A 12,690-nucleotide genomic window follows, 5' to 3' on the forward strand; every position below is an offset into this window, starting at 1 on the left:
TATACCTTCGTTTAATTTTACCAGAATGTATTAGACCCAACTGAGAACCGCTATAATTGACAACGCTATAGATGCCTTAGGTGAACAAGGTACGATTTTGGTGCGTACTTTCAGAGACAAAGATTATGTTGTTGTGGAAATTGTAGACAACGGACCAGGGATTCCCCCTAAGATTCAGTCCCGAATTTTTGAGCCATTTTTTACAACTAAGGAGGTCGGTGCAGGGACGGGACTAGGTCTGGAAATTTCGTATCGAATTGTAGTAACTCAGCATAACGGGGACATTCGCTACTTTTCTGAACGAGGTCTGACACGCTTTCAAGTGCGTCTCGTCTGCCCATCAATCATTCTTAAATCGTGTCCAAGAAACAAGGAACAGTGACTCAATCAGCTTCTTGCTTAAGCTGCTCCAAATTACTCAACCACCTCATCTTCTATTTATTTGATTTGTCCAAAATGCCGCTTAAACTTAAATACAGCTTACTTTGCTTACTGGTTGTAGGCATTGCCACGCTTACCACGACTTATTGGCACTTAGCCATGACCGGGATAACAACATTTTTGTTAGCTTACTTCTCGAAAGGCATAAGGCGCTATCGCTAGGGCTTTAACGTGCTCAGCGTCATTACACACACTGTTGATATTTTACACCTCCCACGACCAAAAGAATAGAAACTTGCAAAAGAAAGATTGACCCTAGCGACCTTGTAGCCGCGCTCTTTAAAATTAATCATGCATAATTTTAATGTATAAGTCCTAGTATTCCCAGTCATACCGAAGTCGCCCTTGCATTGGAAAAGCCTATAAACAGTTTGTGCGTAAGGTGATAGCAACAGCAGGTATGTTTGTTTCAGGAGTAGCCATCCACTTTTCCTTATGAGGAACCCAATGTCTAATGAAGTGCATGAATCTGAAGCCATCGCTGGTTCAGCCGCAATAGAAACGCAGCTACAGCAATTCAATCAGCTTTTATCAAGCCTCACCGAGCGAGTTGCTCGGTCAGAGGAGAATCTCATACTAGTTGCAGATGTTTACAAATACAAAAAGCTGCGAGATTTGTTAGCGGCAGGGGACTTGCGAGAAGCGGACTGGGAAACCATTCGGGTAATCCTAGCGATAACAGGACAGCCAGATGTGGAATCTATCACCCCTGACGATATGAAGCGGTTTCCCTGTGATGAACTTCGTGTGATTGACAGCGTCTGGACAACCTATAGCAAGGGTCGCTTTGGCTTCAGCGCGCAGATGCAGATTTATCAAAGTGTGGGTGGTTCTCTCGGTACCACCATCTCTCAAGATAATTCAGTTATTGAACAATTCGGCGAGCGCGTAGGCTGGAAGGTGGACGGCAAATGGCAAAAGTGTGATGACCTAGACTACACCCTTGCTGCGCCTATCGGCTGTCATCCTTCGCGGTGGTGGAATTCTCCCTTTGGTTCAAAAATGACGAACTATTTCTTCAATCGGCTGCTCACGTGTGGTCTTTAAGTTGGCAAAACGGTCATAAGTCAGAATTTCTTACATGGAAGGAAATATATTATCCCTCTTTTTATGGGGGTTGAAGGGATCTTGCGATCAGCAGAACCTGCGAACCAGTCGTCTCAAAATCAAGGTTTACGACCTATGAATGACTCGACTAACCCAACTTTAATTCTAGGCGGTGGCTTTACTGAGCTGTTTACTGCCTTGCATCTGCGCCATCAACGCTGCTCTCTGCCGACTGTCCTCATCGACAAAGAAGAGCGTTTTATCTTTAAGCCCTTGCTCTACGAGTTTCTCAGCAGTGAGATGGAAGCTAACCAGGTCTGTCCGCGCTACGAGGAATTGCTGCACAACAGCGGTATCACGTTCGTTCAAGATAGCATTCAAACCATTGACTTGCACCAACAGAAGGTTTGTTTAACTTCTGGTTTACACTACACCTACAGCCACTTAGTCTTGGCCTTGGGCAGTACAACAGGCTACTTCAGCGTTGAGGGAACACAGGAAAACTCTCTACCTTTTCGCACAGGCAGAGATGCCATAGCCTTAACTAAGCATTTGCGAGACTGTCTCCAACTAGCCAGTCAGGCAGAAGACCCTCAACAACGCTGCACCTTGCTGACCGTGGCAGTTATCGGTGCTGGTTCCTCGGGAGTAGAACTGGCAGCAACCCTAGCCGATTTGTTGCCTGACTGGTACACCAAATTGCGAGGCAACTCTCAAGAAATTCGGGTGGTGCTGCTCAATCGGGGGAAAGAGATCCTGCAAGGGGACATGAATAGTCGCCTTCGCGAGACTGCCCTTGAAAAGCGCACCGTGCCGGTTGATCTGTTGATGGAGAGCGAGGTAACAGCCGTTCAAGCTAACTTTGTAGAGTTCAAGCGTCACACCCAGCCTGAGGTGCTCCCAGCCGCGACAATCGTCTGGACGGCTAGTACTGCAACTCATCCTCTAATTAAAGCCCTGCCCGTAGCTGAGGAGTACCGGGACAAACACGGTCGGCTACAGGTCACCCCAATGTTACAACTGCCCGACTTTCCAGAAGTGTTTGCAGGCGGAGATTGTGCGGTGGATATGGAAAATCCCCTGCCTGCCACAGCACAAGTTGCCTATCAGCAAGGAGCCATAATTGCCCGTAACCTAAAGGCCATTTCGGAAGGCCGTTCGTTAAGTCCCGCTCACATTCATCTGCGCGGGACACTCCTGAAACTGGGATTGGCAGAGAGTGCCGCTGAAATATTTGATCGCTTTGAAGTCAAGGGCAAACTTGGTCACTTGATCCGCGTAGCCACCTATTTAGAGCTATTACCGACTCCAGTTCATGATTTTAAAGCTACTACTGAATGGCTGACCGATGAGGTCTTCCACCTCATAAAGCCTATTAAAAGCGTTCAATCGTTTCATTAACGGGGTGATTCTAGCTATCGGCAGGTCGGTACTTTAAACACCTTTATCAAAGCAGCACGTGACAGAGCTATCTTTGCTTCAAAAATCGCAACCCTAAGCTGAAAAACGCCTGCTATGAATAAATCTATGTTAATGCAGCAAATTAAATCCTACTTATTCACTCTTAAGCAGTGGTATTTAGAAACACCAGAGCGAGCGCTGGATGAAGCGTACAAAACGGCCTTACTGATTAAGGCGATGGAAGACAAAAATTTCAATGGTAAGAAAATAGTGGCTGAATCCGCAAGTTACGGAGACAGCGTTATGGCTTATTTTCAGTCAGAACTTAAAAAATACTTAAAAACTACCCGGATGAGACTGGCAGAATTTGAGGCGAGTCGTTCAATGGTTAGTACTTTTAATCAAAAAATTCCACAAATAGCAAAAAATAATACCACAAATTATGCCAAAATTTACTTGTCTATTCAACTAATAAATAACCCAGACTTAATTTTAGAGAAGTTAAGATTCATTGATTCGGTAGTAGCAAAATACAGATATTATGAAGAAGCTTCATTTTATTTATTTACAGAGCCTCAAGTCATCCAAAATGAGCCGAATATAACCGTTACGAATCAGCCAAAAACACAAATTGATAAATTAGATAAGAAAGAGGTGAATAAGGCTGAAGAAACGAGTATAGTCCCAAGATATATTTTAAGTACACTCAATCGTATAAGATCTGAATGCGATCCAAAATCTGAGCAAGAGCTTATCAAGAAATTTCGTATCTATCGAAGAAAAACCTTGATATTCATCAGGTTTATTATCATGCTAATTTTAGTACCTTTTTTAACTTATTTTTTATCAAAATAATTAATAGTAGAAACAATTTTTAACAAATTTACTCACAACGAAACCACCGTATTCCTCAATTATGAAATTGAAGACAAAGCGCTTGTTGAAATGCAAAGGTTTGAGGAAAAAATCAAGTTTGAAAACCTAATGATTTCGTCTGCCGAAATTTCCCCAGAAAAAATAGAAAACCAGATGAGAGAGAAGGTACGTGAGATTGCTCAGGAATTTCGAGTTGAAAGTTCCAATGGACTCAAAAATATTTTTGCAGATTTACTGTCTGTAGGTGCTTTTAGGTGGCTCATCATTGTCAGTAAGCGAGAAATTGCAGTGTTAAAGGATTTTATCGATCAGATCGTGTACGGTCTCAGTGATAGTGCTAAGGCGTTTATTATTATTATGTTTACTGATATGTTTGTAGGATTCTACTCCCCACATGGCTGGGAAGTTATTCTACCAAGCGTATTGCAACATTTTGGTTTACCAGAAAATCACAACTTTATTTCTTTGTTTATTGCAACAGTTCCAGTGATTTTAGATACCATATTCAAATATTGGATCTTCCGGAACTTGAGTCGGATTTCGCCTTCAGCTGTCGCCACCTACCGAAATATGAATGAATAGTTTTGAGTTTTGAATACTAAATGGTATTGCCCACTGATGTAGCCTACAAATAAAGTAAGTGTATTTTTCTGTATTGAGAGGAATTGATAAATGTCAATAAAGGGAATAATTAGAGGTCTAAGTGAGTTTCATAAAAACTATTTCTGCTCACATCAGGAGTTGTTCGAGCGACTCTCTCACAGCCAACACCCTGAAGTGCTCTTCATCACCTGTTCCGACTCCCGAATCGATCCAAACCTGCTGACTCAAACCCAGCCGGGTGAACTGTTCATTGTGCGCAATGTTGGTAATATCATTCCAACCTATGGAACAATCAATAGTGGTGAAGGTGCAGCCATCGAATATGCTGTTCATACTTTGGGAGTCAAGGATATTATTATCTGTGGCCATTCCCAGTGCGGAGCCATGAAGGGACTGTTACAGCTGGGTAATCTTGCTGAAGAAATGCCTTTGGTTTACGAATGGTTAAAGCATCATGCGGAGGGTACCCGCCGCCTTGTTCAGGAGAACTACAAGGAGTACTCTGGTGAGGAACTTTTAAACGTCACAATTGAGGAGAACATCCTGACCCAGATACAAAACCTGGAGACCTACCCAATCATCCGCTCCAAACTTCACAGTGACCAACTTTACCTTCACGCCTGGGTTTATGAGATTGAGACTGGAAAAGTTTTCGCTTACAACGCTAGCCTTGGCAAATTTGTACCTCTTGAGGATCTGTTTCCTGTTCCTAACCCTCTAGCCGCGATGCACCCAAGATAATGGAAGTATTGGAGTTCTAATAGATGAGCCGCTCAAATCCTACTAATGCACTGCAACGATGCAAACAGTTTCTCAGCAAGGCAAAGAATTCGTTTAGAGGAAAGTATCACCTCTACAGTGGCGAACAACTGCATTGGGTTCAAGTAGTTTTACGACTTGAAAGTTCAGTTATTTCAGTCATTCTTCCCTGGGTAATCTTTTGTGGTGTATATGGTTTTTTAGTATCATTACTCCACTATTTTGGGTTTCCCATAGCATTCGCCTCTGGGAATCGTGTCTTTACCAATGCTGTCTTGAGTTTCAATGTTGGCTTGACTTTGTTATTGGTTTTCCGGACAAATACAGCTCATGAGCGATTTTGGGAAGGCCGTAAACTATGGGGAGCTTTAGTCAATACAGTCCGTAATTTGAGTCGTGGAATTTACATAGTAGTTAAAGAGCAATCACCGAAGGATAGAGTAGAAAAAGAGGCAATACTTCGGCTAGTAGTTACTTTTGCGATCGCAATGAAGTTACATTTAAGGGCAGAGCCTTTGGACGAGCAGTTAGAGTCATTAATGTCCTCTATCCAGTATTCTAAGCTCCAAGAAACAAATCATTCCCCACTACAAATTGCTTTCTGGATAGGGGATTATTTGCAGCATCAGCATGACCGTAATTGTCTAAATATCTATCAGCTGACCGCCTTACATAAGTTGCTGGATGATATGGTAGATATTTTGGGTGGTTGCGAACGCATTTTGAAAACACCACTGCCCTTGATATATGCTATTAAACTCAGGCAATTGGTGGTAATTTATTGCCTAATATTGCCTCTTGAACTAGTCAGTGGTTTAACTTGGTGGACAGGCATAATAATGGCTTTTGTGAGTTTTACATTATTGAGTATTGAACAAATTGGCTCTGAAATCGAAGAACCTTTTGGGCACGATCCAAATGATCTACCCTTGAATGTGATTTGCAACACAATGCTACGCAATGTTGAAGAGTTAATCAGGCTTGCTCCTAGCAACACTCGTGACTGGCAACTCTCAGCCCCACACATCATAAACAACCCCCAGCAACTAGGCTCCTAACAATCAAAAGAATCCAATTTTACTCCGAAAGATTAACCCTTGTGACCGTGTTTTGACAAAACGATATTTTTTTATGACTACCAACAAGGTACTCGGCAACGGGAAACATTAACAACCCTCTGAAGGATAAGGTCATGCTAGCTGAGCAGGTAACCAAGGATAATACCGATAATCTCGAGCCAAAACAGCTACTGAAAACGCTGGTAGCTGTTAAAAAAGGTAACTTTTCTGTTCGCATACCCACCGACCAGACTGGCATAGCCAGGAAAATAACCGATACACTCAACGATATTATTGAGCTAAATGAAAGGATGGCGGCGGAGTTAGACAGGATAGGCACCATTGTCGGTAAAGAAGGCAAGATAACGCAGCGTCTGTGCCGCATTCATTCTGATATGCGCCTGTCACACTAGGTTGTCGATACTCCACAAGCTGTGCATCAGGATGAAGCAGGTACTTCACTTCTTCCCGTAGATGAGGATATTTTGAATATAGAATGGCATGTTTGGCGAAGGAATCAACATACTCAAACGCAGTGCCAGGTTCCCAATCTTGGTAGCGCTGGAGCAAGTATCGAATATAAGGAATGCCTTGAGATGCCTCCAGGAAAGCTTTTTCAATAGCTTCCACAAAGGAGAAGCGACATGCACAGCCTATTGTCATAAACGACCTATCCGCTCCATCATACTCTATGAGAGCGAGAACGACCGGAAATGGAAAATCTAACGCCAAATTGTAGAAGCGGACGCGGCATTTACCTGCAGACTCCTCTAAGCGAGACCAAACATTTGGGCAGGATTTCACGACATCATCTGGCACGGGCTGAGGAGGAAGGCGGTGTAGCCAAGAGATAGCTAAAGCGTCTCGCTCAAGAACTTCGTAGAGACCATTTAATACCGCTGCTTCAAAGGAGACCCCTGCTGCTAAGCCGGTAGAAATTGAGTGTGTAATATTAGCTTCAGTCTTTGCTAAACGATAGGGGAGATAGGTAAGAAATGCCGGTACCCATACACACTGTCGATCTGACCAAGTAAAAGCCCTTGTCCAGCGTACAGCTGTGTTCTCTGTAAAGGGTACAAACGGAAAGTTGCTCTGCGCGTATTGCTCTGTGGAGTACAATCCTACTGTGCTTGGATGAACAGCCTCTTCTTTGAGTTGTTTCCAGGAAGACAGTATGAGGTTCCGTTGATGATACAGACCAGCGGCATAGCGCTCCAATGATTCGCCTATCGCGGCGTTGAGGGCAGCCTCTTCTGTGTATCCTGCTCCAGAGTTGTGGACGACATCCCTGTTGGGAACGAGTAATGATATGTTTGCTGACGTACTATTATAGGTATGAATTTTGGGACCACCAGGTTCTTGTGGTTTCACTTGTATGCTGTGAACAATGCCAACCTTGCGCTCGCATGCGTCGCGCAACGTACCAGACGGTTTGATTTTGTCCTTTGTCTTTTGCTGGTGGAGATGACACGCATGACAGTAAGGAACCGGAAGCAGTCGATGCCACGTGGCAGTAAGTGACTCTCCGTCAACCCACAGAACCTTTCCTGGAAAGCTGTTGACGGGTTTACTGTTGATAAAACCCGTTGCCATCCAGTAAGCCCAGCTTACCAAATGTGTGCTGAGGAAAGGTGGTGTTGAATTGTGGCTTAGATATTACCTTAAGCGGAGGCTTATCATCAACAGCCAAAATGTTATCTCTCGAACTGGAATTATCGTCTTTAAGGGCACTGACACCAGTGCAATCACGCTCAATGAGTTGTTGCTTATCCAACACATCGATATTTTCCACTTCTGCTGTTGGATGTTCCTGTGCTTGGAATTCACGTATATTATTTGAATTGGTGGGTTTTTCAATAGGTTCTGACCAACAATTCGCTTCCTCGTCTGTTCCTACCGCATCTGTTTGATCGCTGCTCATCTCAAGCGTTGGACTGTGGAATTGAGATTCCAAAGCGGATGCATCATCAACTAGTACCAGCCGCCCTTCCTTGTACGCTTGCCTTAATGAAATCCCTTCTGCCACAATTTGCTGTGCCGTCAATCCTTCAGAATCCATCATCTGCTGTAAGGTGATGCCAGTACGCTCATGTTGCTCGTGGATGGGTGGGATTTGGCAATACCTGCCACCATTCTTCGTTCGCCGCCATATGCTAGGTTTTTCAAGCTTTGGCTCTCTAGACTTGCGCTGCTGCTTAATCAGTTCTCTAACCGCCTGTTGAGTAACTTCTCCAGTGTTCTGCAATTGGTCAATGACAAGCTGGTACTTCTTGCTGTTCTTTGCTAACAGAAATATGGTATCTGGTTCGATTTGCGCTAAATCCTGGGGCGAAAAAGAGCCAAATGCAGCAGCCACTTTCAGATATTTCTTGTCTTCACCTTCCCAACCGTGGTCAGATAGCAGCTTTTTGTACTCTGTGCGCGACCGCTTTTGTTTCTCACTAGCCAGAGCTAATGCGTGACGTAAGATGGTCTCAGTGGCTGCTGGTAGCCCTTGGAAAGAGAAATTTACAAATGGGGCGATCGCTTCGGCTTGGGCTTCAATATATCTTTCCAATTCTTGTTGGGCGAACGCTTGATAATCATCTGCGATTATTGCTTGTTGTGGCATCATGGTAATTGGCTCCCATAATTGGGGGGTTATCTTTAGCCGTTGCGATTCTTCCTGGCAGTTGAGCGCAACGGCTTTTGATTTTACTTATATTCGCATTTTTTAGTAATTATGTCAAAAGTTTGCGAATGTCTTAATTGTGCGAATCGCAAAATTATGCTATATAAGGCATATGCGATGATGGAGGGATGGCAGTGCTAAATAACATCAAACAGTTCATAGACTCTCGAGGAATTAGTCGATACCGTTTCTGGCAAGACACTGGTCTTGGCAGAGATACTGCTTATCGCTTATGTAACGACCCAACTTATATTCCAACTGGGGGCGTATTAGATAAAATTTGCGCTACTTATAAAGTTCAACCAGGGGAGTTACTAACTTGGGTACCTGATGATTGCAGTAACCAAAATGTGGTTGCTCCTTTGCAAAATATTACAAGCGATACGCAATCTAAAACCAAGACAAGCTCTAAGGAGCAACAACAACCTGAATCTATTATCAAAATTATTCTTGGGTCAAAGTCCGCATAACTGCTTTAAACTCTGATCTTCAATTTATACAAACTGCTAGAAATGCCTACAACACTTCCTCACAAAAGCTTGTACCAGGTTAATTAATAATCTAGAAGAGGCTCTGTCATTCAATAAAAGTACTTAACATTTCGCCAGATGGTGGCTTTAGCTAATGCCTTAATGGCGCTGTAAAAGAAGGTAATTCTGTAATTTCATTTTTATTTGCTTACATATTTTGATATGGGGAGCAAATGCACTTGTAGTTTGTAAAAGCATGAGTAAATACGACGTATGGTTAACCTCAAAAATCTCCCTGAAGCCAGAAATCCTAGAGACTTCTGCCGCATTTGCTTTGGTATTGATGGATTACCACCAGAAGAAATTGCCGAGTATGAAAGCGAATCAGGCTATCGCAAGCGCTGCGTCAAGTTTTAGCGCGAGTTATTGGTGTAACTGAGCGTGCTGTTAGAACTTGGGGCAAGGGACTCAACTTTGAGAAGATGCCAGAATGCCATAAAAAGACTCTAGCTTATGCACTTAAAGCGTTACAAACAAGCAGTCAAAAAGAGGGTTCGCAAGTCGCTTAAACAGCAATGTGACCACTAAGTTTTCTCAAAGGAAGTTCTCTTTATCCTCTGGGATTTAGAGAAGCCTACATTTACCCGCTAGGAAAGTGTAGGCGCGTCACACAGCAAGCCTGACATATCTAATACTCGTCCAGACCAAACACCAGCTTGTTCTGCAACTTCAGCACGCGCTTTTTCATGCAACCAAATCTCATCCCAACTTAATTCGGATATCGCCAATTGAACTTGAATATTAACCAATTCCTCAGCTTGAAGAGGTTCAATTTCTGCTGCCGTCCACTCAATAAACCACTTAGTTTCTGCTATTACACTCATGACTGCTTCTTTGTGAGCAATGCTGCAAAATGACTTAATACGCGCTAAGTTGGACGCTATATGTCCCAAGCGAATTTGTATATTGTCACGTTGAAAGCGTGCTTGTTTTTCATCTAAATTCTGGTTCATAACCACCTATCAAGCTTTGAGTAATTTGTGTAACACGTTCTCGTATTGCAGGGTCTTGAATGATCATCGAGCGATTATTTTGACTTGGGCGAATATTGATAATTGATTCGTAAGCCATTTTTTGTGTAAATGGTATCCAGTCAGCGCCCCAAATGTCTTTCTGCTTGCTACCATCTTTCAGTAATGCTGCTTCGCACTCAGCGTGTTGTTGTCCTCCTCCTGCAAGAATACCTTTTTCTATATCTACTGCTATTTTGATATAAACCCTCAAAGTTTGGAGCATCTCCTCAACTTGTTCTTTGGTTGCACGCTCCTTGATAATAATTATCAAATATTTACCTCCTGCACCCATAGCTACACAACAAAGTACCCATTGTCTAGAACCTCCTGTCTTGGCGCTGAGCTACGTCTAGACTCTTATTTCCTAGACAACCCTCAGAGGATGTCTTAAAAGTTTTGAGGAGGTGATTTTGATTACGCAAGCTGCTTTAACATTAAACGAATCATTGCAACATAAATAAAAGCTTCTGAAGTTTGGGGTAAAATCTCATAGTCCTTGCTTAACCTGCGACACCAATTGAACCAACCAAAAGTTCTCTCAACCATCCAACGCTTGGGGAGTACAACAAAACCTTTCTGTTCTTCTTGGCGTGTAACAACGCTCCAGAGCCAGCGATAAACATGAATCACCCACTGGGTAAAATCCTTACCGCGATAGCCACCATCAACCCAAATCCGAATCAATCTACCCATGCGATCGCGTACTTGATCAAGTTTCCATAAAACCTGTTTTGCACCTGCTTGTTCGCTGACGTTTGCGGCAGTGATGACGACAACTATCAGCAAGCCTAAGGTATCGATAACTATGTGCCGCTTACGTCCCTTGATTTTTTTACCTGAGTCATAGCCGACTTCCTTAGACACCATTGTTGCTGTCTCAACCGATTGACTATCCATAATTACCTCAGATGGTGATGCTTCTCGGTTTTGGCTGACACGTACCCACAAACGCAAGCGTTCATGAATTTGTTGCCATGTGCCGTCTTTGCGCCATTGCCGGAAATAATGGTAAACGGTTTTCCAGTTTGGGAAGTCGTGAGGGAGCATACGCCATGCACAGCCTGCACACAAGATGTAAAGGATTGCATTAATTACTGCTTCCATGTCAACGCTGCGTTTTCTGCCGCCTTTTTTCGCTGGTGGAATTAGTCCCGATAACAGTTCCCACTGTTCCGAAGTCAAGTTACTTGGGTACGATTGATTCATAGCTCTCGTAACGCTGTCATACTTAAGTATTTTTTCTACTGACAGGATACCGTTACGTGGGCTTTCTTACTTTTCAGACATCCTCTCATCAGCTGATGATAAATCACCCGCTTGGAAATATGCCATCGTAACGAGTGTGTTGGTTGTCTGCATTGTTGTGCAGCTGATATCTACGTTTATCGAATTGCAGCCTATTGTGCAATCTATCCAAACAAAGGTTAATCCACAACCTACTAGTAATTTGGCATCACGGGTATATCAAGCGATGCAGCGTAAAGGCTACCAAATATCCCAAAACCCTGGAGAAGTCAATATTATCTACATTCGTGGTGCTGACCAGTTTGGTAGACCAAATGGGAATCGCATTAACGAGTGGAGCGATCGCCGTATAATATTGCAGTTTCGTTTGGGGAGACCAGTGATTGCTGGTAACTGGGCAGCAACAGTTAAGCCAGGATTACCTGCAATACGCAATCCATTAGGGAAAGCAGGCGCAGCATTTATTGAGCCAGGGCAGTATCAAGCTTGGCAAGTGGGTATGCACCACGGGATATTTGGGCGAGTCGAATCCGGGTTAGTTCAGGTTGCTCCGGTGAAGTTTCGTCGGGATGTGAATCGAAGTGGTGACGTTAATGGCGAACCTATACAGTCGGGAAGGATTGGGCTTAATCAGCATTCGGGAAGCAATCAGAAGTATGTTGATAAAGCTTCATATGCATGTCTTGCTGCACAGTCGGAGAATGGACATCTTGACGAGTTTATGCCTCGGGTAAAATCTGACCGTCGCTACCGTCAGAACCCCAATCATATCTTTACAACAACAATTTTAGATGTCAGTGGCTTGTAATGCGGTTGGTTATAGATTTTCATGGTGGGGGTACTAACGGTGCAAACCGGCTAAATTCTCGTATTAACCAGAATTGGGGTTATGCGGTCACAACTTCGGTTTTAGTTGCAGCTATGGTGATTCCCCAGGTTTCTGGGTGGATTGAATCGCAGCAGTTGGTTAAATCTCTCCAGAGTGCATTAAACATCTCCGAAAAATGCTAATGCCTATCTATAACTGGCTTTCAACAGGCGATCGC

General features: G+C 43.4%; 14 protein-coding genes and 2 pseudogenes. 11 read left to right on the top strand and 5 right to left on the bottom strand.

Annotated elements, in window-relative coordinates; translation table 11 throughout:
• Positions 1-37 precede the first annotated feature (37 nt).
• The 8 genes and pseudogenes from AACT52_RS07205 to AACT52_RS41250 form a co-directional block, all read left to right on the top strand.
• Positions 38-382: pseudogene (locus AACT52_RS07205) on the top strand (sensor histidine kinase); the annotation flags it as partial.
• 506 nt (positions 383-888) lie between these two features.
• Positions 889-1,488: a GUN4 domain-containing protein gene (locus tag AACT52_RS07210; protein ID WP_073636432.1), complete on the top strand. Its 600-nt coding sequence runs from the start codon at positions 889-891 to the stop codon at positions 1,486-1,488.
• Between the two features lie 135 nt (positions 1,489-1,623).
• Positions 1,624-2,889, top strand: coding sequence for an NAD(P)/FAD-dependent oxidoreductase (locus tag AACT52_RS07215; RefSeq protein WP_083630819.1), 1,266 nt, complete (start codon positions 1,624-1,626; stop codon positions 2,887-2,889).
• Between the two features lie 114 nt (positions 2,890-3,003).
• Entirely contained in the window at positions 3,004-3,744 is a 741-nt protein-coding gene (locus tag AACT52_RS41240; RefSeq protein WP_443216698.1) for a hypothetical protein, read from the top strand.
• A gap of 15 nt (positions 3,745-3,759) precedes the next feature.
• The gene (locus AACT52_RS41245) at positions 3,760-4,347 is read left to right on the top strand and encodes a hypothetical protein (RefSeq protein ID WP_443216699.1); all 588 of its coding nucleotides are present in this window, start codon (positions 3,760-3,762) and stop codon (positions 4,345-4,347) included.
• 90 nt (positions 4,348-4,437) lie between these two features.
• Positions 4,438-5,109 (top strand): carbonic anhydrase, encoded by a 672-nt coding sequence (locus AACT52_RS07225; RefSeq protein ID WP_073636434.1) that lies wholly within the window; start codon positions 4,438-4,440, stop codon positions 5,107-5,109.
• Positions 5,110-5,132: 23 nt separating this feature from the next.
• Positions 5,133-6,185, top strand: a complete 1,053-nt coding sequence (locus tag AACT52_RS07230; protein WP_073636435.1) for a bestrophin family protein — start codon at positions 5,133-5,135, stop codon at positions 6,183-6,185.
• Positions 6,186-6,319: 134 nt separating this feature from the next.
• Positions 6,320-6,559, top strand: a pseudogene (locus tag AACT52_RS41250) (hypothetical protein); the annotation flags it as partial.
• Here the strand turns inward: AACT52_RS41250 and AACT52_RS07235 are convergent.
• Both AACT52_RS07235 and AACT52_RS07240 read right to left on the bottom strand, forming a co-directional pair.
• A complete protein-coding gene (locus AACT52_RS07235; protein WP_073636436.1) occupies positions 6,477-7,778 on the bottom strand; it encodes a YcaO-like family protein in 1,302 nt (433 codons plus the stop codon). The pseudogene AACT52_RS41250 and the gene AACT52_RS07235 overlap by 83 nt on opposite strands.
• Positions 7,753-8,799: a hypothetical protein gene (locus tag AACT52_RS07240; protein ID WP_073636437.1), complete on the bottom strand. Its 1,047-nt coding sequence runs from the start codon at positions 8,797-8,799 to the stop codon at positions 7,753-7,755. The genes AACT52_RS07235 and AACT52_RS07240 overlap by 26 nt, the downstream gene beginning before the upstream one ends.
• A 185-nt stretch (positions 8,800-8,984) precedes the next feature.
• Between AACT52_RS07240 and AACT52_RS07245 the strand changes: the two genes are divergently transcribed.
• The gene (locus AACT52_RS07245; RefSeq protein ID WP_198941120.1) at positions 8,985-9,326 is read left to right on the top strand and encodes a helix-turn-helix domain-containing protein; all 342 of its coding nucleotides are present in this window, start codon (positions 8,985-8,987) and stop codon (positions 9,324-9,326) included.
• A 273-nt stretch (positions 9,327-9,599) separates the two neighbouring features.
• Positions 9,600-9,743, top strand: coding sequence for a hypothetical protein (locus tag AACT52_RS07250; protein WP_158055016.1), 144 nt, complete (start codon positions 9,600-9,602; stop codon positions 9,741-9,743).
• A 230-nt stretch (positions 9,744-9,973) separates the two neighbouring features.
• Here AACT52_RS07250 and AACT52_RS07255 read toward each other — a convergent pair whose 3' ends face one another.
• The 3 genes from AACT52_RS07255 to AACT52_RS07265 all read right to left on the bottom strand — a co-directional run bounded on the left by AACT52_RS07255 (position 9,974) and on the right by AACT52_RS07265 (position 11,605).
• Complete coding sequence (locus AACT52_RS07255; RefSeq protein ID WP_073636438.1) at positions 9,974-10,339, bottom strand: hypothetical protein; 366 nt, start codon at positions 10,337-10,339, stop codon at positions 9,974-9,976.
• Positions 10,320-10,670 carry a DUF5674 family protein gene (locus AACT52_RS07260; protein WP_073636442.1) on the bottom strand — a complete coding sequence of 117 codons (351 nt, stop codon included), beginning with the start codon at positions 10,668-10,670 and terminating at the stop codon, positions 10,320-10,322. Before AACT52_RS07260 ends, AACT52_RS07255 begins: the two co-directional genes overlap by 20 nt.
• A 143-nt stretch (positions 10,671-10,813) precedes the next feature.
• Positions 10,814-11,605, bottom strand: coding sequence for an IS5 family transposase (locus tag AACT52_RS07265; RefSeq protein WP_073636439.1), 792 nt, complete (start codon positions 11,603-11,605; stop codon positions 10,814-10,816).
• Positions 11,606-11,762: 157 nt separating this feature from the next.
• Here AACT52_RS07265 and AACT52_RS07270 point away from each other — a divergent pair, with 157 nt between their 5' ends.
• Complete coding sequence (locus AACT52_RS07270; protein WP_233154242.1) at positions 11,763-12,452, top strand: hypothetical protein; 690 nt, start codon at positions 11,763-11,765, stop codon at positions 12,450-12,452.
• The last annotated feature ends 238 nt before the right edge of the window (positions 12,453-12,690 follow it).

The sequence above is a fragment of the Scytonema sp. HK-05 genome (assembly GCF_963872035.1).
In the GTDB taxonomy this organism is placed as follows: domain Bacteria; phylum Cyanobacteriota; class Cyanobacteriia; order Cyanobacteriales; family Nostocaceae; genus Kalymmatonema.